General features: G+C 42.7%; 22 protein-coding genes. 8 read left to right on the top strand and 14 right to left on the bottom strand.

Annotated elements, in window-relative coordinates:
• Nucleotides 1-128 precede the first annotated feature (128 nt).
• The 4 genes from JMX63_RS09720 to JMX63_RS09705 all read right to left on the bottom strand — a co-directional run bounded on the left by JMX63_RS09720 (nucleotide 129) and on the right by JMX63_RS09705 (nucleotide 3199).
• On the bottom strand, nucleotides 129-506 hold the full coding sequence (locus tag JMX63_RS09720) for a DsrE family protein (protein ID WP_201572180.1): 378 nt from the start codon (nucleotides 504-506) through the stop codon (nucleotides 129-131).
• 177 nt (nucleotides 507-683) lie between these two features.
• A complete protein-coding gene (locus tag JMX63_RS09715) occupies nucleotides 684-1235 on the bottom strand; it encodes an acyl-CoA thioesterase (RefSeq protein ID WP_201572178.1) in 552 nt (183 codons plus the stop codon).
• A 59-nt stretch (nucleotides 1236-1294) separates the two neighbouring features.
• Complete coding sequence (locus JMX63_RS09710) at nucleotides 1295-2392, bottom strand: YheT family hydrolase (protein WP_201572177.1); 1098 nt, start codon at nucleotides 2390-2392, stop codon at nucleotides 1295-1297.
• Nucleotides 2393-2596: 204 nt separating this feature from the next.
• Nucleotides 2597-3199: a YigZ family protein gene (locus tag JMX63_RS09705; protein WP_201572175.1), complete on the bottom strand. Its 603-nt coding sequence runs from the start codon at nucleotides 3197-3199 to the stop codon at nucleotides 2597-2599.
• Nucleotides 3200-3395: 196 nt separating this feature from the next.
• Between JMX63_RS09705 and JMX63_RS09700 the strand changes: the two genes are divergently transcribed.
• A complete protein-coding gene (locus JMX63_RS09700) occupies nucleotides 3396-4100 on the top strand; it encodes a pseudouridine synthase (RefSeq protein WP_201572173.1) in 705 nt (234 codons plus the stop codon).
• 391 nt (nucleotides 4101-4491) lie between these two features.
• On the top strand, nucleotides 4492-5556 hold the full coding sequence (locus JMX63_RS09695; protein ID WP_201572171.1) for a disulfide isomerase DsbC N-terminal domain-containing protein: 1065 nt from the start codon (nucleotides 4492-4494) through the stop codon (nucleotides 5554-5556).
• Between the two features lie 154 nt (nucleotides 5557-5710).
• Here JMX63_RS09695 and JMX63_RS09690 read toward each other — a convergent pair whose 3' ends face one another.
• A complete protein-coding gene (locus JMX63_RS09690; protein ID WP_227673308.1) occupies nucleotides 5711-6529 on the bottom strand; it encodes a DUF2939 domain-containing protein in 819 nt (272 codons plus the stop codon).
• Nucleotides 6530-6783: 254 nt separating this feature from the next.
• On the opposite strand from JMX63_RS09690, the gene dnaJ reads away from it, so the two are divergent.
• The 3 genes from dnaJ (at nucleotide 6784) to JMX63_RS09675 (ending at nucleotide 9921) form a co-directional block, all read left to right on the top strand.
• Complete coding sequence (gene dnaJ / locus JMX63_RS09685) at nucleotides 6784-7920, top strand: molecular chaperone DnaJ (protein ID WP_057757637.1); 1137 nt, start codon at nucleotides 6784-6786, stop codon at nucleotides 7918-7920.
• A 172-nt stretch (nucleotides 7921-8092) separates the two neighbouring features.
• The gene (dapB, locus tag JMX63_RS09680) at nucleotides 8093-8923 is read left to right on the top strand and encodes a 4-hydroxy-tetrahydrodipicolinate reductase (RefSeq protein WP_201572170.1); all 831 of its coding nucleotides are present in this window, start codon (nucleotides 8093-8095) and stop codon (nucleotides 8921-8923) included.
• Nucleotides 8924-9000: 77 nt separating this feature from the next.
• Nucleotides 9001-9921 carry a type II and III secretion system protein gene (locus JMX63_RS09675; RefSeq protein WP_227673307.1) on the top strand — a complete coding sequence of 307 codons (921 nt, stop codon included), beginning with the start codon at nucleotides 9001-9003 and terminating at the stop codon, nucleotides 9919-9921.
• An 83-nt stretch (nucleotides 9922-10004) separates the two neighbouring features.
• Here JMX63_RS09675 and JMX63_RS09670 read toward each other — a convergent pair whose 3' ends face one another.
• The 8 genes from JMX63_RS09670 to erpA all read right to left on the bottom strand — a co-directional run bounded on the left by JMX63_RS09670 (nucleotide 10005) and on the right by erpA (nucleotide 18543).
• Nucleotides 10005-11180 carry a type III PLP-dependent enzyme gene (locus tag JMX63_RS09670; protein ID WP_201572182.1) on the bottom strand — a complete coding sequence of 392 codons (1176 nt, stop codon included), beginning with the start codon at nucleotides 11178-11180 and terminating at the stop codon, nucleotides 10005-10007.
• 146 nt (nucleotides 11181-11326) lie between these two features.
• Nucleotides 11327-11881 carry a peptide deformylase gene (gene def, locus JMX63_RS09665; protein ID WP_057757649.1) on the bottom strand — a complete coding sequence of 185 codons (555 nt, stop codon included), beginning with the start codon at nucleotides 11879-11881 and terminating at the stop codon, nucleotides 11327-11329.
• A gap of 222 nt (nucleotides 11882-12103) precedes the next feature.
• On the bottom strand, nucleotides 12104-12358 hold the full coding sequence (locus JMX63_RS09660; protein ID WP_057757652.1) for a GlsB/YeaQ/YmgE family stress response membrane protein: 255 nt from the start codon (nucleotides 12356-12358) through the stop codon (nucleotides 12104-12106).
• A gap of 341 nt (nucleotides 12359-12699) precedes the next feature.
• Nucleotides 12700-14181, bottom strand: a complete 1482-nt coding sequence (mpl, locus tag JMX63_RS09655; protein ID WP_201572169.1) for a UDP-N-acetylmuramate:L-alanyl-gamma-D-glutamyl-meso-diaminopimelate ligase — start codon at nucleotides 14179-14181, stop codon at nucleotides 12700-12702.
• Nucleotides 14182-14472: 291 nt separating this feature from the next.
• Nucleotides 14473-15102 carry a copper resistance protein NlpE N-terminal domain-containing protein gene (locus JMX63_RS09650; RefSeq protein ID WP_201572168.1) on the bottom strand — a complete coding sequence of 210 codons (630 nt, stop codon included), beginning with the start codon at nucleotides 15100-15102 and terminating at the stop codon, nucleotides 14473-14475.
• 438 nt (nucleotides 15103-15540) lie between these two features.
• Nucleotides 15541-16053 carry a disulfide bond formation protein B gene (locus JMX63_RS09645; RefSeq protein WP_134292233.1) on the bottom strand — a complete coding sequence of 171 codons (513 nt, stop codon included), beginning with the start codon at nucleotides 16051-16053 and terminating at the stop codon, nucleotides 15541-15543.
• Between the two features lie 181 nt (nucleotides 16054-16234).
• Nucleotides 16235-17809, bottom strand: coding sequence for a glutamate--cysteine ligase (gene gshA / locus JMX63_RS09640; protein ID WP_134292234.1), 1575 nt, complete (start codon nucleotides 17807-17809; stop codon nucleotides 16235-16237).
• A gap of 353 nt (nucleotides 17810-18162) precedes the next feature.
• Nucleotides 18163-18543, bottom strand: coding sequence for an iron-sulfur cluster insertion protein ErpA (erpA, locus tag JMX63_RS09635; RefSeq protein WP_057757666.1), 381 nt, complete (start codon nucleotides 18541-18543; stop codon nucleotides 18163-18165).
• Nucleotides 18544-19220: 677 nt separating this feature from the next.
• Between erpA and JMX63_RS09630 the strand changes: the two genes are divergently transcribed.
• Complete coding sequence (locus JMX63_RS09630) at nucleotides 19221-21242, top strand: ATP-binding cassette domain-containing protein (protein WP_201572167.1); 2022 nt, start codon at nucleotides 19221-19223, stop codon at nucleotides 21240-21242.
• 72 nt (nucleotides 21243-21314) lie between these two features.
• On the opposite strand, the gene JMX63_RS09625 is transcribed toward JMX63_RS09630, so the two are convergent.
• Complete coding sequence (locus JMX63_RS09625) at nucleotides 21315-21677, bottom strand: septal ring lytic transglycosylase RlpA family protein (protein WP_134292236.1); 363 nt, start codon at nucleotides 21675-21677, stop codon at nucleotides 21315-21317.
• Nucleotides 21678-22176: 499 nt separating this feature from the next.
• On the opposite strand from JMX63_RS09625, the gene JMX63_RS09620 reads away from it, so the two are divergent.
• Both JMX63_RS09620 and JMX63_RS09615 read left to right on the top strand, forming a co-directional pair.
• The gene (locus JMX63_RS09620) at nucleotides 22177-22668 is read left to right on the top strand and encodes a DUF3015 family protein (protein WP_166739218.1); all 492 of its coding nucleotides are present in this window, start codon (nucleotides 22177-22179) and stop codon (nucleotides 22666-22668) included.
• 158 nt (nucleotides 22669-22826) lie between these two features.
• Nucleotides 22827-24851, top strand: a complete 2025-nt coding sequence (locus JMX63_RS09615) for a lipoprotein N-acyltransferase Lnb domain-containing protein (RefSeq protein ID WP_201572166.1) — start codon at nucleotides 22827-22829, stop codon at nucleotides 24849-24851.
• The last annotated feature ends 84 nt before the right edge of the window (nucleotides 24852-24935 follow it).

The following is a 24935-nucleotide window of genomic DNA, read 5'->3' as shown; positions in this document are numbered from 1 at the left end:
TCTAAAAAGTGGTCGATGCCAATCCGTAACTGGACGTCTGCTCTGAATCGTTTTATGATTATGTTTGATGACCGTATCAGTAAGCATTTAATCTAAATGGCAGTTACACAGAATCTGGGATGGTCTCCCTAATTCAACTGCAACGACCCTTTCGCATTCATCAACAGCTCAACCACATCATCACCGCTAATCACTTCAAAGCGCTTGTCGATATCTGACTCTTCTACACCGTTGTGTTTCATACAAGCGCCGCAGACCAATACTTGGCCACCTTTTTCGATAAAGGCTTCTAGTACCTCACCAGCTGGCTCGAACGGATCGCCGATATCTACATTGTCTAGCGCGTTTGGTTTTGCCAGATGCACCGCATCCACCATTAATATCACAGTAGCAGAATGGCCTTTTTTCAGTGCCACGCCTGCCATGGTAAATGCTAAAGTAATTTTGCTTGGGTTTGATTCGCTATTATCAAATAACGTGCCGACATAATCTGTTGTATTAGCCATATTATTCTCCTTATAAGACTATATTTGTTTTATCTGAGTATGTACTCACTACTATCCTAACATTTATTATATATATTTATATAATGAGTTGTTATGAAATAGTAGCTATAAGGTTGCTTGCTTGTACCATCTGTTAAATAAATTAAAAGTAATGGATTTCTAGCTTATAAAGTTAAGTTAGTCAGCTGTATCGACAGGCGGCCACGGACGATCAGCATCACTTTTGATCCATTCAGCCACGTAACCTGTTGGCGGTAGATCCCAATCAGACTGGCCCAGTGCAGCCAGTACTTGTGCCGTGTCGATCACTCTACCACCCTTTGTCACACCAGTACGCAGTAGTCCAGATGAGCAGGGCTGTCCTTTGACCCACATTGATTGTTCGATATAGAGCCAGCGCGCGTCGATACCTACGATTTTGGTCTTGAGTGTGACTTTTTGAAAGGCGCGAATACGCTTACGGTATTGAATAGTGCTGCCAGCGATGACCAAGCCCCAGCGTTGTTTTAACAATTGCTTGCCAAGACCAGTCCGTACTGCAAAGTCCATACGACCCAAATCATAAAGCGTAAACACGCGGCCGTTATTCATCTCCAAAAAATTATCTATATCGGATAAGCGGCAGCGAAACTGAATTTCACTGGTGTCCTTGAGCGCCAAAGTATCGCCCTTTTTTGCTTTTAGGGCAGCATGAGCGATGGTGCTAGCATAACGGATAAATGGGTACATAAAACACTCTCAAAAGGTTATAAACGTTGGCGTTATTATTTTGTCATTGATGACAGTGATTATTTATTGTCAGAGACCACGTCCTGAGAAGGTTCGCTAGTAGAAGCCACACCAATCCAACTAAAATAAGCTCTGACCGTCTCAGGTATCCAGTTAATATCGAATTTTGAAGTCTTGGACTCTTTATCATTGGTAACAGACGATTTGCTTTTGGAATGACCGTTGTCTGATCGATAACGTAGATAACCGATGTGACCACCATGCTCAGTATCTAAGATAGTGACACTATCAGAGACATCATTTGGCGTAGCAGTAAAGCCAATAAAAGGATCGTCCTTTGCACTGATTAATAGCAGAGGGTGAGTGACGTTGCGCAAATATGGCATTGCGGATGCAGTATGGTAATAGTCGTTTTTGGAGCGATATCCGTGACGCGGCGCAGTAAAGATATCATCGAAATCACTGATACGATTGGCAGCTTTGATAGAGTTGATTTCATCTTGCGTAAGGTCGTTCGCCAATGCTTTTTTGATAATTGGGTTAAGCAGATAAGGCGTATAGATACGATGACTCAAGAAGCTGTGCATAGTAATGGCAGCTGAAGACATATCGACGGGCGCGGAGATAACAACGGCACCTTTACATAGGACTTTGTCCTCATATTCGCCCATGTATTTGGCCAGTGCATTGCCACCTAGAGAGACACCAACGGCATAGATATTGGCATACTGCTCACGCAAATTCTGTAGCGCATGATGCACCTCGTCAGTGTCACCGGCGTTATAAAATACTGTACCACTGGCAGGAATGCCGCCGCAACTGCGGAAATGTGCCACCACAAAATGCCAGCCTTGCGCATGCATTTGGTACGCCAGTGCGCGAGCGTAATGACTGTCACTACTGCCTTCCATGCCATGGAAGAGGACAATCAATGGGGTTTGCTCAAGCTCGCCATCTTTTGACATTTCTACAGGGTGCGCATCATAAAAGTCATAGGCAATATCGCTCTCGTCCAATGAGTCTTTTTCGACCACGCGGCGGTAGGTTGGTGCTTTTGGCGCAAAAAACTTGGGCAAGATACTTTGCAAGTGTGGATTGGTCAGCCAAAATGGTGGCTTAAAAGGTGCTGGAGAAAAAGGTTTGGTTGAAGTTGACATATATTGGTCTTATTTAATGATCGTGGAAAAACAAATAGAGTAGTGTGATAAAGGTTTTTTTATCATAACGCCAGTACCTGTGAAAACCAATAATTTTCAGTGAACGCATGATTACTGAAAACAGCTACTGAAAAAATCTAACAAATAAGCATATTGAAAAGAGAACTATTTAAAACGGTCGACGAAAATAGTTAGGCCGCATCTTTAACCTTCTGAATTGTTCAATACTCGACCATCCATTGCTAAGCGCTCTTTTAGACTTTCGACATCTGCTTCAGCAAGTGTAGCGGTTAGGGTTACTTGCTTGCTATAGGCGACATCGTCGATGTGACCGCCAAGGCTCTCTATCATATAGCGGCATTGCGCTTCAGTCGCAAATTCTGCCAGTATCTGAATCTGGGTCATCGGTACATAAGGGTTTAGTATCATCTCGTCGACGGCCGCTTGAGCAGAGCCCGCGTAAGCACGAGTGAGACCGCCAGCACCCAATTTGATACCACCGAAGTAACGTACTACGACGATAATCACATTGCCGATCGACTTATGCTGAAGGACATTTAATATTGGCCTGCCTGCCGTACCACTTGGCTCGCCATCATCATCGAAACCAGCACTAGTGGTGTTATCTGGATCACCGATGATGTATGCCCAACAAAAATGCCGTGCATCGGCATATTGCTCGCGAAGTTGTTCCACGTGAAACATTGCTTGCTCGCGAGAGGTCACCGGATAGGCATAAGCAATAAACTCAGATTTTTTAATTTCGAGTCGCGTGGTAACGGCACGTTTTAACGTTTGATAGCTCATATTTCATCAGGCTTAGGTTGGATATGTTAAACTGGTCTGACTTTCACTGGCTTTGTATTGAGCACAGTGTTCATTTAATTTTTCATTATAGTACCATTTCTAACCATCGAAGATAACGAGCCGCTCACGGCTGAGTGCTAGCGTCGTTAGTTTCTGATTTAGGGCTGGTATAATAAAACCGATGGTAGTAAATAGTATGCGTTTAGATAAATTCATTAGTAAAGCCACTGAGCTGTCGCGCAAAGAGTCAAAGAAGATCATGCACGCCGGCGAAATCACCGTAAACGATCAAGTTGTTAAAGATCCTGGCTTACATGTCGATGTCATCAATGATGATGTGATGTGGGCGGGCGAGCCGTTGTCGGTCGCTGCGGGCAATCGCTATATCTTGTTGTATAAGCCTGAAGGCTTCGAGTGCACGCTCAAAGTTAAAGAGTATCCAATCGTCACCGAACTGATTGCTGTACCAGAATTGGGTAGCCTGCGTATCGCTGGGCGTCTCGATGTCGATACTACTGGCGCATTGCTCATGAGTGATGATGGCGGCTGGCTACATCGTGTCACCAGTCCTAAGCACGAGCACGCAAAGGTGTACGAGCTGACTTTGGCAGATGCGATGGATAGTGATGCACAAGAAAAAGCCGTGAAGAAAGTGGCGGAAGGTATCTTGCTTGAAGGTGATTATGAGCCAACCAAGCCTGCTATTCTTGAGTTCATTGATGAAAAACATGCACGCCTAACATTAGAGCAGGGCAAATATCATCAGGTCAAACGTATGATGGGCTACTTTGGTAATCGAGTCACGGAGCTGCACCGCGCCAGTATCGGTCACATCAATCTAGAGGGTCTAGAAAAAGGCGACAGTCGTTTCTTAACGCCAGAAGAAGTTGCCAAGTTTTAATAAATGAGCACTGAAACTATTAAGCTTTGGCATTGATACTTATCTTGAAATTATCGTTTTAAACCCATTAGCAGCCGCTACCCAGTGTGCTGCTTTTTGCGGTCTGCTATATTACGTTTATGTCTACTATCTGGCTGTGTTGCCTATCTCTTAAAGCCAAGTAGCAGTTTTGCGACATTAGCCATTTAGTGTTTTGCAAAACTATCCCATATGCTACAGTCTTTTTTATCTATACTTTTTTATCTATATTTTTATGGCAGACAACCCTTAAACCAATTCCAAGAACCTGACTAATCAGAAAATGTATTGCTACCTTTCAGTGAGTGGGAGATTTGGAATTGGTCTTAATATTGAAAACTGCCATTATTAAAAACCAGATAGGAATCTCTCTGTGACATTACCTGTATTAAAGTCCGCTAGCCTAATCAGCGTCATACTATTAGCAACCACTGCTTGTGCTCAGCCAAGTTCAGCGGATGCCAACAGTAATAACGTAACGCAAAGCACTACAAATTCGCAAGCAACTCAGACAGTGAGTGCGACTGTCGATAAGCGCTTGCGCCAAGTACTGACCCAAGCAGGCATCAAAACACAGATTACTTCTATTGTGCCATCCAAACTGCCCAATATGTATCAAGTGAATTTGGCCGGCCAGTTGCCGCTGCACATCACCGAAGATGGTCGTTACGTCATACAGGGTGAGCTACAGAAAAACCCAAGTAAGCAAGTTATCACTAAAACGCCAGTACGTAGCACGAGTGCGCAAGTAGGTAAACCTGTCAGTGCTTCAGTCAAGTCTGACATGCTAGCAAATATGGCTGCGCTTAAGAACATGAGCGCTAAAACGCCATTCTTTTATACCGCGGTACCGGGTGTTATCTGGGGAGCAACGCTAGAAGGCGTGCCGTTTTTACTATCGGACGATGCGCAGTATATTACCGATGGTGAAATATCAGTCATCGAAAACGGTCAATTTATCGGACTCGATGAGAACTTTGAAAAACGTAAAAACCAGTCTGTGTTTGCGTCATTGGACAAAAGCCAACTGATTACTTATCCAGCAACCACTACTGAGAGAGCCGTTATCTATGTGGCGGATGATGTGAATTGTCCTTATTGCCGCCGATTACATCAGCAAGTGCCATCACTCAATGCGAAAGGTGTGACAGTCAATGTCATCGGCTATCCGATATATGAGGCGTCACCGAAGCAGATGCGTGGTATCTGGTGCCAAGCGAATGAAGACAGTCGTCGTCAGGCATTTGATAAGGCGATGCTACAGGGTGAAATGACACCTGCATCAGCAAGTTGTACAGTTGACCATGTGACACCCAATCGTGAAAAAGCAGCTGGACTTGCGGTGATGGCGACGCCTGCCATCTACCGTGAAGATGGCGTACTATATCAGGCGAGTTTTGAGAGTCCAGAATTTTTAGAATTCTTGGGCGTTGAATAATCGACTGGTATGGTTAAGTGTTTCAATAATTCAAAACTTTAAGGTATTGGACTGCTAAACAACATAAAAAAACCGCCTTATGAATCAGTTCATAAGGCGGTTTTTTATGGTTCTATTCAGACATTTTTGCATCTCAAAAGCTGTCTTAAATAATTTATGGTAAGACGATATCAACGATTTTCCAATTGATAAGCCCTTCACGCTGCATCTCGATAGTGAGAGGGTAGCCTTTTACCTGACCACTAATACTAAAGCAATTAATACCGCAGTAGCTAAGCGTTGGCTTTTCACTGTCATTGCCTTGGGCTACTTGCTGCTCAAGTTCTGCCGCTTGTTTTTTCATGACTTGCTGTATTTGGCTTTTGACCACGGCATCGACATCACCGCGCTGAATGATTAAGCTTTGAATTAGGTTTTTCAAGTCAACTTGATCGCTAGCGATGGCCCATGCTGCGGCTAGCTCTTTGGTTGCTGTATTGGCTTGACCTTGGGTATTAATCACTTTTTCGATATTTTGCGGAGTGATAGCCCCTTCAACTGCCTGCGCGATAAAACTATTCGCGGCTTCGGTCAACGGCTCACCACCTAATTCAGAAATTAGTGGGTACTTAGTCATTGTCGTCGCAAATTGGCTGGTTAGCTGATTTTGGACGCTTGGTCGCACTTGCTCATAATCAATAGCCGCTGCGATAGTGGCACCGTCTTTATCATCATAAGCGTTTTTGAGCTGATAAGCGCTGTAATAGGGCGAGCCTGCATACACTGCTACCGCAATGATGATTAATAGAATAACCAGCTTTTTCATAAGACTTGATACCTTGTCGCAATCGTCATCACTATGAGTATAAATGACCGTAGATGTGGCGGTAAATATTAGCACGACTGGGCACTGCTCAGGTAAGAAAAGCTTTGCAGTAACCTTAATGAATCGTTTGGCTTTTGCCGCGGCGAAGCCAACTGCTAATTTCATCATTTAAGAGCTTGATAAATCAGCAGACCATCTCCATAAATAGCGCAAACTTTTTATAATTGATTTGGCTAAGCAGCCTTCACCGTATTTGTTGGTTAAGTCTAAGCATTATGGTTCTATAGCATATGATTTGTAATGTTTCATGTGAAACGTTATACGTATCCGATGGCTAAGAACCACGAATAAGATTAAGACAACTATCAATTGAGCTGATGATTTGACGAACCGGTGTGGCTGTAAAGACGATAGGAGAGAGCATGAGTAAGCGCGATTTTTATGAAATATTAGGTGTCAGCAAGACCGCTGACAGCAAAGAAATTAAGCGAGCCTACCGTAAGCTTGCCATGAAATACCATCCAGATCGCAACTCTGATGATCCTGATTCGGAAGACAAATTCAAAGAAGCTTCAATGGCTTATGAAGTATTGAGCGACGAAGAGAAACGTTCGGCCTACGACCGTATGGGCCATGCAGCCTTTGAAAACGGCATGGGTGGCGGCGGCTTCGGCGGCGCAGGTGGTGGCAACTTCCAAGATATCTTCGGTGATATCTTTGGTAACTTCGGTGATATCTTCGGTCAGCAGCGTGGCGGCGGCGGTGGGCGTTCGCGTCGCGGCTCTGACTTGCGTTATGTGATTGAGCTGACATTAGAAGAAGCTGTACGTGGCTGCAAAAAAGAAATCAGTTTCACGGCTCCTGCGCCTTGTGATACCTGTGATGGTAAAGGGGCAAAAAATGCGTCTGATGTTGTTACCTGTCAGACTTGTCATGGCCAAGGTCAAGTACGTATGCAGCAAGGTTTCTTTGCGGTACAGCAAGCTTGTCCTCATTGCGGCGGTACTGGTAAACAGATCAAAAACCCTTGTTCAGACTGTCATGGTAACGGCGTAAAAGACAAATCACGCACGTTAGAAGTCTCTATTCCTGCAGGTGTCGATGATGGTGATCGCGTTCGTCTAGCTGGCGAAGGCGAAGCGGGCGGCGCTGGCGTACAAAACGGCGATCTATATGTCGAAGTACGCGTCAAACAGCACAATGTATTCACCCGTCAAGGCGCTGATCTATATATGGATGTACCCGTAAGCATCACTGATGCAGCATTGGGTAAAGAAGTCGAAATTCCAACCTTAGATGGCAAAGTGAAAATCAAAGTGGCAGAAGGTACGCAAAGCGGTAAGTTGCTGCGTGTACGCGGCAAAGGCGTAACGCCAGTCCGTACTACTATGAAAGGTGACTTGATTTGCCGTGTGGTTATCGAAACACCAGTGAATCTGACTCGTGAGCAAAAAGACTTGCTACGCCAATTCCAAGACACGTTGGATGATGACAGCAAGCATCAACAGTCGCCACATAAGAAGTCATTCTTCAAAAAAATCGGCGATTTGTTCGATTAAGAAATAATCTAACTAAGTAGCTAGTATTGAACTAAGCCCAAAGGTTTCACATGAAACCTTTGGGCTTTTTATTGATGGTATAAAAAGCCATTCATGTGATGATATTTGCTAAACTTACGATAAATATGGTCAAAAATAATTTCACCAAATATAATGCATCTAAGGTAAAAATATGAGCGAACAAGCGAATAATAAATCTATCAACGTTGGGGTAATCGGTGCAGGCGGGCGTATGGGTCGTATGCTTATCGAGGCTGTACAGAACAATCCACAAACTACATTAAAAGCAGCGATTGAGCGTCAAGGCTCTAGCCTAGTCGGTGCTGATGCCGGCGAAGTTGCTGCTATCGGTCATTTAAATGTACAAATCGTTGATGACTTAGCCGCTGTGATTGATGATATTGATGTGCTGATTGATTTTAGCTTGCCTGACGCCACTGAAAAAAACATGCAAGTTTGTGCTGAGCATAATGTCGCTATGGTCATCGGTACCACAGGATTCAATGAACAGCAAGAACAAGTACTGGCAAAAGCAAGTGAGAAAATCACTATCGTATATGCGGGTAACTATTCGACAGGTGTTAATTTATCATTGAAGCTACTCGGGATGGCTGCCAAAGCGTTTGGTAATGATGCTGATGTAGAAATCATCGAAGCCCATCATAAACATAAAATTGATGCGCCTTCTGGTACCGCATATATGATGGCCGAAGCCGTCGCAGAAGCCCGTGGACAAAACCTAAAAGACGTCGCTATCTATGGCCGTGAAGGACAAACTGGCGAGCGTGAATCTGGGACAATTGGTATTCACGCAGTACGTGGTGGCGAAATCGTAGGCGACCATACTGTGATGTTTATCGCAGATGGCGAAGTGGTCGAGATTACCCATCGTGCACGCGCGCGCATGACATTTGCCGCTGGTGCCGTACGGGCCGCAACTTGGGTCGTTGAGCAGGAAGTAGGTCAGTACAACATGCAAGATGTACTTGGATTAAGTGACTAACGACTATTTATAGTTGACGATCAAGTTTAGCGTTATGACTGATGGCTCGATGACTTAATAGCAGCAAGGGAGTAGGTATGAATAGCATTAAACGTTATATTAGTCATAGACTGATTGGTGCTGTTTGTACCATCAACCTTGCAAGCCTATCAGCCTTTGCATTGAGTCTAACGGTTCTACCAATTACCGTACAAGCCAGTACTTCTCAAACCTATGTTATCCATACTTATAGCGGGGCTAATTTGTTACCTGCAGTTAGGCAACAATTAAATAGTAGCGCAGACGGTGGTACGGTGACTACCTATCAAGATAAATTGGTACTGCGGACGACCGCACGTAATTATCAGGCGGTACAGCAATTGTTGTCTCAGATTGACCGTCAGCCACAGGCATTGACGGTCGCCGTACGTGTTGGCAATAGTAGTAGCAGGCAAGGTAGTATTCAGCAGGGTCAGGTTATTATTACCAATCGCGGTATCCAAGGTGCAGGGGTTATTAGTCAGCGTAGCAGCCAGCAGCAGGATAGTAATCTATATCAAGTACAAACACTATCTGGCAGTGCGGCGAGTATCAGCACAGGTACGCTCTACTCACTGACTCAAACCTATAATACTAATAATCATTCAACTTATCATCGTTCAGCTAGTCACGACTTCAAACCACAGATCGTGATTCAGCAGCAAATACTACTGCCAACGACACAAGGTATTGCCGTCACACCAAGACTGCTGCCTAATGGACAGGTGGAAGTACAACTTTCTCAAGTAGAAGAAAGCTTAGTGCAGCCGAATTCACCTTATAATCAAATGAGTTCTACTGACAACTCTACTGGCAGTGCTAGCAATGCTATTCGAGGTCAAAGATTGAACAGTACGATTATCGTGCCGCGTGGACAGTGGGTGACAATTGGACAGATTTCACAAAACTCAACCAATAGCACTAGTAACAGTAGCCGTAATACCAATAATAGCGTGCCTATTTCTTTGCGGATTGATTAGTTCACCAAGCAAATCATTAAGCACAAAAAAGCGCGATACGGGTATTAACCGTGCCGCGCTTTTTTGTGGAATAGTATTAAGTACTAGTCAATATAAACCACTTCGAGCGGTGGGAAACCATTGAACTCTACCGATGAGTAAGAGTTGGTATAAGCACCAGTGGTCAGCCAGTAGATTTTATCACCAATCTCAAGCTCTTCTGGTAGCTGATAACCCGCTTCTTCATACATGATATCGGTTGAATCACAGGTTGGGCCTGCCAATACCACAGTACCCTCGCTGGTAGACGTTTCCATCTTAGGCGTATAGACAGGGTACTTGATAGCTTCGCCTAGCGTTTCGATTAAGCCTTGGAATAGACCAACGTCGGTATATACCCAACGAGTCAAATCGGTATCTGACTTACGAGAGATCAGTACCACATCACTAACCAAGACACCTGAACCACCAACGAGTGAACGGCCTGGTTCTAAAATAATCTCAGGCATCTCATCATCATTATAATCATCAGTCAAATAGCTGGTAATCTCTTCTGCATAGACCTTAATAGGATTGACTTCGCTGATGTAGTTGGTTGGGAAGCCGCCACCTAGATTGATCATTTGTAGCTTGATGCCTTCTTCGTTCTTCATCCAGTCAAACATATATTTAACTTTGGATAATGCATCATCCCATGCAGCGACGTCTTTTTGCTGGCTACCGACGTGGAACGAGATACCATAAGGCACTAAGCCTAACTCACGTGCTTGAACCAGTAGGTCGATTGCCATATTAGGATGGCAACCAAACTTACGTGACAATGGCCATTCTGCTGTCTCTGAGCCTTGAACCAAGATACGAACAAATATTTTAGAGCCTGGAGCGTGTTTGGCAATGTTTTTTAGATCCGCTTCTGAATCAGTCGCATATAGATCGATGCCTTTCTCAAAAGCATATTTAACATGCTCAGCTTTTTTGATGGTGTTGCCATACGAGATACGAGATGGATCAACGCCGCAACCAAGCACGCGATCAAGCTCATAAATAGAGGCACAGTCAAAGTTAGAACCAAGGTTTGCTAGTAAATTGATTACTTCCACCGCAGGGCTAGCTTTCATTGCATAATGCAGTTTTGCATTAGGAAACAGGCTTACCATTTCGTGGTATTTGGTTTCGATACGACTAAGGTCAACTACCAAGAAAGGCGTCTCGCGACCTTCAGCAGCCTTGGTGAATTTCTGCCAGCTGGCAGGTTCAAAATATTGGTCAATTTTGATCATTGTCATAGTAGTAAACCTTTTGTGGAAACTGTATCGGTTAGAAAAATTATCGCCAAACGGTGAATGCTAAATATTAACACTCACTGTGACGTAACTATGTGAAGGATAAAGACGAAATAAAAAAGATAAGAATAAAGAGTAGGGCTTTAAGAATTGACGGCTTGTGTCTGTTTTTCTGCTGATTGAGCTTCTTGCTTTTCGCGTATTTTAAGAACTTTGCGAACTTTATCACGAGCACGAGTCTGTTTAAGACGAGACAAGTAGTCAACGAAGATTACGCCATTTAGGTGATCCATTTCATGCTGGATACAAACAGCAAGCAGTCCTTCGACTACTTCGTCGATGACCTCACCGTTACCGTCTAACGCTTCAATACGGACTTTATTAGGACGCTCGACCTTGTCATAGACATCAGGTACAGATAAGCAGCCTTCTTCATACGGTTGCTTTTCTTCTACCAGTGGCGTGACTTTTGGATTGATAAAAACTCTAGGAGAGCTTTTGTCTTCAGACAAATCCATAACGATAAGCTGAATATGATGATCCACTTGACTGGCTGCAAGCCCAATGCCTTGAGCATCATACATCGTCTCGATCATGTCTGCGATTAAGGTTTTGATTTCAGCAGTCACTTCCTTGACAGGCTTGGCGATAGTACGCAAGCGAGGATCTGGGTAACTTAAGATAGGGAGTAGTGCCATAACGCTCACCTCAAAGATAAGGACAAAATAGGGTTGATATTATAAGATAAATGGGGACAAAAGTAATGCTTATCAATACTTTCGCAGTCATATGATGCTATATGCATATAGAAAAATTAAATTTCGATGATAAATGGCATAAAAAAGCCCTGCTTAACGCAAGGCTTTGTTTATATAGTATTTTAATTAGCTAGTAATTAATTACGCACAGTTTATAACTAGTTATGCACGGCGTTTGTTTACAATCATTTCATATAGGAACAATAAGATAATTGCACCAATTACTGAGAATATAAGACCAGTGAAACCGCCATCAGCGTTAATACCAATTAGGCCAGCTAGGAAACCACCTAGCATTGCACCAACGATACCCAATACGATAGTCATAATCCAACCCATAGGGTCGTTACCTGGTTTGATGGCACGTGCTAATAAACCTGCGACTAAACCTACAATAATCATCCAAATAAAGCTCATGTTATTCTCCTAATATTATTAATATTTATAATGTGTTACAAGTTTTGATAAGCCTATTGTAAACACTCCTCGGACGCAAAAGTAAGCATAAAATGTTACTACTGTAGGGGCTATGTGAGGAAAAAGTCCGATTTGCTATCGAGTAAGGGCAATAAGTAAACGAAAGGTTACAAAGGTAGCAGTGGTGCTAACAGCGTTTATCAACGTGGTACCTGTAGTGCCGAATTCATATAATGAAGGCATATAAATATTAGAAGTAAAAAACGCAGCCATCTATTAGATGAGCTGCGTTTGTATATAAGAGAATAAGAAGAGCTGCTTCTTTATCTTAGCTAGAAGCGTTAACCGTTATGCAATGCCGTTAATAAACGCTGATGAATCCCTTCAAAACCGCCATTTGACATGACCACAATCGCATCACCTGCTTTTGCATGACTGCTGATATGCTCAATAATAGCATCAATGCTTGATAGCACTTGTTGGTTGCCGATAGCGTCGCTAGTAGCCTTGGCTTGTTCGATGACCTCTTTTAAGCCCCATTCCAGACCAGTAGGCTCGTACCATAACGTGTAGTCAGCAAGTGCCGCTGATTGAGCCAAGCTGTCTTGATGAATACCCATTTTCATGGTGTTACTACGCGGCTCAATGATAGCCCAAATACGTCTATCAGCCAGCTTCTTTTTGGCACCATCCAATGTGGTTGTAATAGCTGTTGGATGATGGGCAAAATCATCAAAGACTAAGATGTCATTGACATCGCCAATCAACTCCATCCGACGCTTGATACCAGCGAAATCTGATAAGGCAGCACAGGCAGTCTCAACACTGACACCAATGTCATAAGCAGCAGCCACAGCAACTAACGCGTTATTGACGTTATGGATACCGCTCATTGACCAGTTTACGATAGCAGAGGCATCTTCATTAGCGGAAAAACTGACTTTGAACTGGCTACCGTCTTCTTGAATCAGCTCAGCCTGCCAGTCGCTACTATCTTTCAGAGCACGCGTATTTTCGCTGGTATCAGCTAAAGTAGAGTCGATGACGGCAGTACGCCAGATAGGTGTCCAAACCCCTTTTGCTAGCGTATCTTCTAAACTGATGGTCGCGGCTGGCATGATAATTTTACCAGTGCTTGGAATCATACGCACCATATGGTGGAACTGAGTTTGTATCGCATTGAGATCTGCAAAGATATCTGCATGATCAAACTCAAGGTTATTCAAAATAGCAGTACGCGGACGATAGTGAACGAACTTTGAGCGCTTATCAAAGAAGGCAGAATCATACTCATCTGCTTCAATCACAAAGTAACCAGCTTTATCATCAGCGCTTTTATCAGCACCCAAATAGCTGCTGTGCGCGAACACTTGCTGCAAATGCTTGTCAGTCGTATCAACCAATGGTACACCGCCAATCAAAAACCCTGCATCGATACCAGCATAATGTAATATCCACGCAAGCATAGTCGTGGTTGTGGTCTTACCATGCGTCCCTGCAACAGCGATTACGTGACGTGACTGCAATACTTGCTCAGATAAAAACTGCGGACCTGAGGTATAGCGCAAGCCATTATCTAGCATATACTCAATCACATCCATGCCGCGCTTCATCGCGTTCCCAACGACGACTAAGTCTGGCGTTGGTTGCAAGTGCTCTACTAGGTAGCCCTCTTCGATAGTCACGCCAGCATTTTCGAGCTGAGTGGACATAGGAGGATAGACATTGGCATCTGAACCCGTGACCGTATGTCCAAGCGCACGTGCTAGCAATGCCAGTGAGCCCATAAAAGTACCACAAATACCAAGGATATGAATATGCATAGACGTTCCGTACGCGCTTGAATGAAAAGAATAGAAAGCGGATAAAATAAAGTATGAGGTGCCTAGCTGTCATCAGTAAAAATAAACGCTTTGATAAACAACGACCAATATATCAGCTGGGCAAACAAGCAATCATTGTAAAGTAAACCCTGTTCGATGACCAATAAAAAACGCCTAACAAGTAGGCGCTATGTAGCTAATGCAATTTGGCTGTTTTAGTATGCAGCGATACGCCAACTAACAGTTAGCATGATGACGCTTTTATTTAAGTGATTCTTATTGATGCGCCTATCATTTGCGAGATAACGTATAGTCATCCTCTAAATTATCGTGTTCATCGATCCGTATCAAATGATTGTCTTGGATATGGTAGGTCTCGATATTTTTTCCTTCATAGACAATGGTGATCTTATCATTGTCTTGTCGGTAGATGCCCGATTCGAGTAGAGGTGTTTTTGGTTTTTCAGGATTATGATAATAACTTGCTTTTAGTACAGACCCATCAGCAAATAAGTTCAATGTAACGTCGATACTGTCGCAATCTATACAAGAGACCATACCACCATAATCGCCCATTAAGGTCGCTTGCAGCATACTGCTTTTCGCTTCTGATCGCTCCATAGAGCTGTCTGCATAGGTATCTTTATTTGACTGAGCAGCAGCAATCAATGATTGTCCTTCTGCCATTTCGCTTGACTCATCATTAGTTGCTGATTCAGCGTTGTCATCTTGAAAAGATTGTGAAGCACCCTGTGGTTCAGAGTTAGTAGTAGCGAACGTAGATACCATGTCTTTTTCGGTGTTAGATGAGGCACTATCACAGCCTACTAGTAACATGCATAAAGGCACTACAAGTAACGATGGACGCCACCGTTTTACGATAGCAAGCGTGGTAGAGCAAATAGGAGCAAGATATATCATGGTTATACCAAAAACAGTTTTTAAAAAGAATTTTTAAAGCTGGTTTGCACATCGACAACACAGCATTATTGGCGAAAATAAGGACAATCAAAAAGAGACGCTTAGCGATAACTTAAGTTGAAAATGATAAATGTCTTACATATTTTTCATATAAAGCATTCAGCTTTATATAGTCATAAATTTCTTAAGGCTATCTGTTAATAGAATAAGCTGGCTAAAGATATCAAAGGCTTGAAAATATCTCTGTGGATTTTTTGTTGTTGCTCATGTATCTAAAAGGTAGAGTGGGTGGTAGAAATACTTAGTGGTATTGCTAATATGGGTTGTAAGAGCGGATTAATAGTAGATAAAAAAACAGACATTGTATCGAAGATAGCAATGTCTGTTTTAAAAGCAGAACTAGGAAAGAAACCTAACGTCTTATTGAGTCATAAGATACTACTTGGAAGATTTTACGATACGCATTAATATCAAGACATGTACGATCAGCAGCACACTAAATAGAATCAACGACTGCTCAGGAATACTTAATCCCATAAGCATCCAATCAACAGAGGCGCATTCGCCAGATCCTGCAAATACTTCTTTGAATACTTGTAGGATAGGGAGGGTATCAAGCCAATAGTTCAGTCCTGGACCACAAGAAGGTACTTGGTCAGCAGGTAAATGTTGCAGCCATACATGGCGTGCTGCTACCGCAGTTGCCCAGCCGATACCTACTAGACTCCCAAGCCATAGCAATAGTCTTATCACTTTAGACTTAGGGTTAAACAACGCTGATATCAGGGCAAATCCGCCCATGACGATTAGACCAACACGCTGAAAAATACAGAGTGGGCAAGGTGAAAGCCCTAGATGACGCTGTAGATAAAACAGCGCAAAACTCATGCCTATGATGGCCATTATCACCAAAAATACTTGCAGGTTACGGTAAGTGGTTAGCTGTCGCATTGTGCGGTTACTCTTATGGGTTTATCTATAGTAGATGTGGGGTAGCAATCAAGATTAAGCAGTCAAAACCTCACAGTCAGGATTTAGAAATCAGACCTTAGCAATCGTCAACTAGTCATCAGAATTCAGCAATCAATAACTGGCAGTTAAAAGTTAGTAATCAAAAGCTAGTAATCACGCCTTAGCGATACTGCTGTAAAAATTCCGCAAAGTCTTCTGTTTCAGATTGCTCAATCTCAGCTTGCTGCAAGATAGATTTTTCTGCCAATACCTCGTATTTAGCTTGGGTATTTGGACTAAGTGTCTGCTGTAATAAAGACTCGCGATGCTGCTGAGCCAACGTAAATCCGAGCTGCCATAAGCTGCCTAAGCGTTTGCTGTCGGAATTTACTTGTGCAGAGATAGTCGACTCAGAGTGTCCTGCTTTGCCCTGCATTAGTGCTACAGCTGCACGGTAATCATTACCACCGTAGTGAGCATCAAGCAACGCAGCAAGCGGCTGCATACGCTCTAGATGCGTTAGCATCCAGCTTTCAAGTGACTGCTCTTGACTATTATTGATAATATGCAAGTCATCACGGCGACCTTCATTGACCACCCGCTCAAGATTGATAGCGAGCGTGTCTTCTTCTTCAGGTAGCAGGTCTGGTGAGTCACTAAACAGGCAATACAGCGCCATCACTTCCAAGAAACAAGCACTAGAGAGGCGAATACCTACGTCACTATATGGGTCAAGATCGATAGCACGGAACTCAACATAAGCGATACCGCGACGCTCAAGCGCCTCGGTTGGTGTTTCACCGCTCATTGCGATTTGTTTAGGACGAATAGGGCTGTAGTACTCGTTTTCTATCTGCAGAATATGATTGTTAATTTGGATTGGATTGCCATCTTCGTCTTCTAGGCCAAGCTTAGCAAAGCTTTCGTGCGGCGTTTGAATAGCACGGCGCAGACCATCGACATACTCTGGCAGATAGTTGTAACGGATATCAAGCTGCTCTTGCACGCTATTGGTATAGCCAAGCTTACCCATACGCAGGCTAGTCGCAGCAGGTTTGTAATAAGTCGAATCATTAAGCAATTCTAAATCGTGCTCACGCCCTGCCAAGAAGCAAGGACACACGCTTGGACTGGCACCTAGTAAATATAAGACAAGGCTAGTCAGACGTTTAAAGTTACGAATCAGCCCTAAGTATTTCTCGTTTTTGAACTCTGTCAATGTTTGGCTTTGTGCAGTCGGTGTTTGTGCTTGCCAAGTCTCAAACAACGTATCACCAAAAGACAAGTTGTAATGCAAACCAGCAATCGTCTGCATGCGGCGACCATAGCGGATACCAAGGCCACTACGATATAGGGTTTTTAGCTTACCCGTATTAGAGCTACCGTAATCAGCTAGTGGGATATCCTCATCTTTAGAAGACAACATACAAGGCATCGATAATGGCCACATCAGCTCACCTTCAGGTATGCCCTGATAGACCAATACGTGCAATTGGCGCAGCATATTGAGGGTCTCTTTTGGTGAGGATTTTGGTTCAGTGATGAGCTCAAGCAGACTTTCTGAGTAATCGGTAGTAATAAAAGGATGGGTAAGTTTTGACCCAAGTTTGGCTGGATGCGGGGTCTGTGCCAAGAAACCATCAGGCTTTACGCGTAGGCCCTCTTTTTCAATACCGCGGAGCATACCCGTTAAGTGTTGGCTATCAAACCAATTAGGGATTTCGAAATTAACAAAGCTACTCGCAAAATTACTCATAATAGTCATCTATTGTTATTTATTATGGCGGATCAAAACACGATAAGCGTTTGTCCATAAAATAGGTAAATGTTAGGTCAATAATTCCGTCAGTTTAGCTCAAAGCTGTCTTGAAAACCACGGACAATTACAAATACGATAAGCTTTAGGCAAAGCGATTTGTGAGGATTTTGACCCTGTTTTTAATACAAATTCATCTCGAATATAGCGTTATTCTGGCCAGACAGTTTGATAAAAAAAGCATCTACCTGAGAGATAGATGCTTTGTTCATTATGCCTACAAGCCATTTGACATAGTATTGGCACACTACCGCATTATCTTAATAACCATAGCGCGACCGCGTCTATTTAGCTTATATAGAGAATGACGAACCGCAGCCGCAAGTGGTCGTGGCATTTGGATTGGTCACGACAAAACGTGCCCCTTCCAGTCCTTCGGTGTAGTCAACGGTAGAGCCTTGCAAGTATTGATAGCTTAGCGAATCGACGACTAACGTCACATCACCATTATCAAAATTGGCATCGTCTTCGTTTAGATCGTTGGCAAAGTTAAACCCGTAAGAGAAACCAGAACAACCACCACCTGTCACATAAACACGTAACATAAGATCGCTATCACCTTCTTCTTCGCGTAGACGGCGTACTTTTTGTGCGGCACTATCGGTTAGGCTTAATACCGTAGGATCTACTGGCTGGCTTGAGCTTGGACTAAATTGGTTGGCTGATTCGTTCATATCTACCTCAGTTGCTAGGATCAAATGCGGTCGTCGTCCTGTTTGGGTTTGCAATAGGGTACTTGCAAATAAAGATACGCACGGCGTTTGATTTAATTGGGTGCTGTCATTATGGCAAAGCTATTGGTGCATTATAAGCTGTTTGTGCAATTTCAAAATAGTATTTGTGCCACTACAATATTTTATTGGCTCTATTGATAGTGGGCACTTATCTTTTAGCAGTATATCATAATGGGGGTGCTGATTCGTTTGTCAAGAGTGATGCAACTATTGAATTATTACTAATGAATAGCAGTTATCCATTTTTGATATTGTGTTTTTTAAAATAACTGCGTCAATGGGCTAAACCAATAACCAGACTAAAAAATAATAGCGTGTGACTAAATAGCGTATGACTATATAAAACACTACTTAATAATATTAGACAGTCTTAAAGCTTATTAGTCATATTACGGTATTTTACGGCCATAACCTTTATAATAGTAACAACCATGTATGAGCTCAAGAGTCGCTTGTGCAACGTAAGGTGTTTAGCGTAATAAATACTTAGTTTTGAAATAGTTATTTAATTGTTTGCCTATGGGGCGAGCGTTTGAAATAATAGCCGCCAGCTGGCATACCCTATGTGTGTTTCTTATTGCCCTATATCTATATTATTGTTGAGATGAAGAAATTATATGATCGAATTTAAAGACGTTGGTGTTCGCCGTGATGGTCGTGAGTTGTTTGCAGGGGCAAGCTTCCAGCTACATCCGGGCCACAAAGTTGGCTTGACGGGCAACAACGGCACCGGCAAATCTACCTTATTTGCCTTATTGTTGACGCGAATGGGCAGAGGAGATACCGAGGTCACGCTTGATAGAGGTGAAGTCAGTATTCCTGATAGCTGGCATGTGGCACACATGGCTCAGGAAGTCGGCGCTACGACGCAGTCTGCGATCGATTATGTATTGAGCGGTGATGAGCAGTGGTATGAGATTAATGCTTCTTTGAATGATTTGAGTAGCGTCAGTGATGAGCAGATCGGGGTATTGCATCAGCAGTTTGATGAAATTGATGGCTATCGTACACCCACTAAAGCAGCACAAATTATGGCAGGTCTTGGTTTTAATACCAGCCAGCATGAATTACCCGTAGAAGGGTTTTCGGGTGGTTGGCGCATGCGTTTGAATCTCGCCAAAACTTTGATGAGCCGTGCAGACTTAATGTTACTCGATGAGCCGACCAACCATTTGGATTTGGATGCTATTCTTTGGTTAGAGACATGGATCAATGCCTATACTGGTCTGGTCATCGTCATCTCGCATGACCAAGCCTTTTTGGATGCCACGGTTGGTCATATTCTGCATGTTGAACAACAAAAAATCACCCTTTATACTGGTAATTATCAGCAGTTTATTCGCACCCGTCATGAGCGTATGGCGCAGCAGCAGCAAGCGTTTGAGAAGCAAGAAGCGACTAAAGCACATTTGGATGACTTTATTCGTCGTTTCCGTGCCAAAGCCAGTAAAGCCAAGCAAGCACAGAGCCGTATTAAGCAGTTAGAGCGTATGGCAGAGCTATCACCAATGATGGCTGACAATCCGTTCTCGTTCCAGTTTTACGAGCCAGCAAACATGAGCTCACCGCTAATTGAGCTGACCAACGCAGATATTGGCTATAGTGAGACACCGCTTCTACACAATGCCAATGTACAGGTAACCCCTGACACCCGTCTTGGCTTATTGGGTATGAACGGCGCTGGTAAATCAACGCTGATTAAAGCATTAGTCGGTGAACTTGGCGTACTAACAGGGAAGTATCGTGTTTCGGATACCCTAAAGCTAGGCTATTTCAATCAGCATCAAATGGATATCCTAGATGCCAAAGCAACGCCTATAGAGATGCTACGTCGCCTAGCGGGCAAAACCTCTGATGCGATGCTACGTTCATTTTTGGGTAGCTTTGACTTCCGCGGTGAGCGCATTGATACACCAAGCGAGCTATTCTCTGGTGGTGAGCGTGCGCGTTTGACCTTGGCGTTGATTGTTTGGCAACGTCCAAATGTCCTTGTACTCGATGAGCCAACCAACCATTTAGACTTACAAATGCGTCAAGCATTGACGATTGCATTACAAGGTTTCAAAGGTGCAGTGGTACTGGTATCGCATGATCGAGAACTAATTGCCAATGTCTGTGATGAGCTGTATCTGGTACATGATGGCATCATCGAAGAGTTCGATGGTGACATTGGCGACTACGGCAAGTGGCTAGCAGAGAAGCGTAAGCAAGAGAACGCATCAGATAAAAATACAGGTAAGAAAAAAAGCAAAAAAGAGAGTAAGAAGTTTGTTTCACGTGAAACAGATAATAGTCAAATAAATAATAAAGCATCTGATAATTCGTCAAACAGTAAAGCTGCGACGCCTGCACTTACTAAAGAAGAGCAGCGTAAGCTAGCCGCTGAACAACGTAAAATGACAGCACCTATCCGCCGCGAGATAGAGGAAACAGAAAAGACATTGGCTAAGATTGATAAGCAGCTCGTGACGCTTGAAGAAAAACTGGCTGATACAGAGCTGTACGAAGAGAGCCGTAAGTCTGACTTGCTTGTATTGCTCAATGAGCAAATGGCGCTACAGCAGCAGCATAGTGATAATGAAGAGAAGTTACTACTATCAATGACGACTTTAGAAGAGATGGAAGCTAAGTTCGCATAAAGCGTTCTAGATAGTTAGTGATATAAACAGACATAAAAAAGGGATGGCATAAGCCATCCCTTTTTTATTACATTATTCCTTACGATATTTGCCATCACCGTACGATAGTATTTCCATCGTGGTCGTACAAAGCTGACAGTTTATTTCACCAGCAGCGGCTTTTGATAAATCAAGGATACGACCTCTAATAAAAGGTCCTCTGTCCGTGATTTTTACAATGACGCTCTGCTTTGTCTTTTGATTGGTTACTTGTACCTTCGTGCCGAACGGTAACGTGCGATGTGCAGCGGTTAAAGAGTTCATGTTGAAGATACTACCACTCGCTGTGCGCTTGCCATGAAACTTACTACCGTAATAACTGGTATTGGCAGCGAAAACTGTGGTGCTAATTAGTAGCGATAAAGTGACAACCAAAGACTTGATTAAATAAGACATTTAATACCTTTAAGCAATTAATAAAATAGACAGATGCTCTTGCCTACGTTATCTATACTCCCTATGAGTATGAATAATAGGGGATTCTACAAGAGCTAGCTTGTCATATTATTACTGCCGTGTAAAAAACTCATGAGGTCAAATAGCTGTTTTTTAAGGAAAAATAGCTATTTTTTAGCAAAAATAATGATGACGTAGGTACTAAAATTAGTCTTATAAAGAGTGATTCTCATAAAGAAGCCGACAAAATACTGGAAAGCCAATAACGTAATATAAATAGGTAATATATAAAGACCAAATCTATCGATATAGCATAATTATCGTTATGAAAGCTCAAATAGTAATAGATAATATAATGTAAAAAAACCTTGCTATATTCTTACTATTTTGTAGAATGCATAAGGTTAAACATTATTCTAGAGTATCTATGAAATATACTCATAATAAGTTTGATTTTTGGTCAAATAATCTATTTTTTATCGTCTTTCGAGGAAGTTTTATGTTGAAAAAAATTGCGTTCGCTTCAGTTGTTGCGGCAATGATTCCATTTAGTACAGCGAATGCTGATCTTGGTTCTAGCTTTAAAACAGCTGATACTGGTCGTACTATCGAGCAAGTATATAAAGAATGTGGTCTTGGTGGCGCTTTGTTTGGTAATTCAAGCCCTATCCTTGCTATTATCTCTAACGTGACTTGGGATTTAGGTACAACAGCTGCTACCTCTGACTCTATGTCTCCTGCTACTTGCCAAGGTGGTAATGTTAGAGCAGCTGTTTTGATCAAAGAAGCCTTCCCAAGTGTGGAAAAAGACTTAGCTTCAGGCCAAGGTGCTCATTTATCTGCACTACAAAGCGTTGCTAACTGTGATTCAGCTGCTAGTGTACGCGCACAATATGGTCAATATACTCAGACTTCTGCCTATCGTACTGCTACGCAAGATCAAAATGCTGAGACGCTATTTAGCATCGTTAAGCAAAGCTGTGCTATCTAAATATTGAAAGTGCTAGGTATTAAGTTTTTAGTTTAATACTCAAACTTTTGATGATTTAATGATAAAAACACGTAAACCTAGTGCTTACGTGTTTTTTATTGCTCATGTATTTATGGTATCTAAATAAAATGCAAAAGATGTTTTTATGGGTGGCCTGTTTGGCTGCAACGACTATTTGCAATGCGGAAGTTGATGAAACGAATGCCTATGCTTCAGATCCAGTAATAGTAGATAACGAAAATAAGTTCTCTTCTAGTAATGATTCGGCTATCGCAGCAGACATGACTTTAAGTGATCGCGAGAACTTGTCAGATATTGAGCCAAGCGTACAACGACTCACTGAATCGCAGATACAAGAGCAAAACCGAAACTCTCAAAAAAATACCGCTATTGATCCCATAAAACTAAAATCATTGGCTAAGCACTCCCAATGGCAACATTTATTGTTTTATAAAAATGGCAAGGCTGAAGTCATCTCACCAGATTTTTATTTAACCAATCCTAAGCCTCGTTCGAAACGCAATTTTGATCCCTATGCAGAGCTTATAGCAACGATAGAGCAAATAAATAATGAGGGCGTAGCTTGTAAGTATCCAGCCAGATATTTATGGCTTAATCATCATCTACCAGAGCTGAACGTCGATCTCAAAAACTGCTCAAAATTACCCGATGCGAATCAAGAAATAAGCCTGATCCTAGTAAGCAGCTATTTAAAAAACCCAGCTTCTTCATTTGGTCATGTACTGGTCAAAACCAACACGTCTATAGGTAATATAAATAATACGAACAGTGATGTTAGAGAGCTATCTAGCGAGGACTTACTTAATAATTCATACAACTTCGGCGCTCGTATTCCAGAAAATGAGAACGGTGCAATGTACGCGCTAAAAGGACTATTTGGGTTTTATGATGCTGGGTTTTCAGAGACGGAATTTTTTAAACAAGACGCGGTATACTCCAAGAACGAGCAACGTGATATGTGGGAGTACGTGCTCAATCTAGATACCTTTGAAACGCAATTATTGAACTATCATTTGTACGAAGCGAAGTTCGCTCGCTTTGACTATTACTTCATCAAGCAAAATTGTGGTTATCGCTCAGGAGAGATACTTGAGCTGATAAGCGACATAAGAACGACTGAGCGAGTAGGTCCTTGGTATGCGCCAGACTATGTATTCGATCAGCTATTAGAACACGATAACGGCGCTGATTCATTAGTGTCTTCAGTACGCTATTTGCCCTCTGAACAAACGCAGCTGCGCGAGAAGTTTGTACAATTATCTAAGCCAATACAAGCCATCATAAACTCTGTCATTCGTACAGAAAGCACTGCCCCGCTTGCTACTTTAAACGCGGACGATAGGGCGGTTGCGCTTGATTTTCTGATCTTACATCGTACTTATAAAATCACCCAAGACAATACACTGAAGCAGCGAGCTTTCAAAAGCGAATTGCTCAGTCAGCGTTTTGCGCTACCAGCTAGCAATGGTTTGGCTCAGCTGACTGTACCGAACAAACCCTCTCCAGCATTGAGTAACAAAACCACGCAGACTACCGTCGTTTTATCTGACGAGAGGGCAGAAGTTGGTTTATCGTTATTTGTAAAAGACCCACTGAACGCTCATACAGATATTGATAAGCATTTTGAAGCCGTAAAAGTGTCACTGGGTTATAACTTTGATGAGTATCAATGGACATTGACGGATTTCGTATTTTTGGATATGCAGCAGATTGAAGATCTTAGACAACCGTTATCGGGCGAACCTAAACTGTCTTGGCAATTGAAAACAGGCGCTCGTACAGACATGTTTACTGGCAATCGGCATAGCCCTTACGCACAAGCTGGCGTTGGCGCAGGCGCTAAGTTTGGTAAACATATACTTGGCTATGGTATGGTCAATGCGACGGTCCATGATCAAGATAGACACGCAGATATCGGTATTGAGCTTGGCTTACGTATGAAACGTAATAACCAAAGTGCTGAATTGTCTTACGTAACTTCAAAGCGAGAAGGGCGCGCTGCTATTGATGTTGCCAAGTTGACATTACGCCAGCAGCTATCAAAGCATAACGATGCTAGGCTTATAATGACATATTCAGACACTGTGATGGCCGATAATAGCGTAGTGTTAGGTGATTCAGATACGATAGATGCTGCAGTCGCTTGGCATCACTACTGGTAATATTTATATAACGGTGTTTGTTGTAATTATTGCTATGATGATAAGTAGGCTACAAAAATTGCTATAGCAGAATCTAGTAGCCAT

The organism is Psychrobacter nivimaris (assembly GCF_904846365.1).
In the GTDB taxonomy this organism is placed as follows: domain Bacteria; phylum Pseudomonadota; class Gammaproteobacteria; order Pseudomonadales; family Moraxellaceae; genus Psychrobacter; species Psychrobacter nivimaris_B.
The sequence above is the reverse complement of the archived record's forward strand: the minus strand, read 5'-3'. Positions and strand labels throughout refer to the sequence as shown.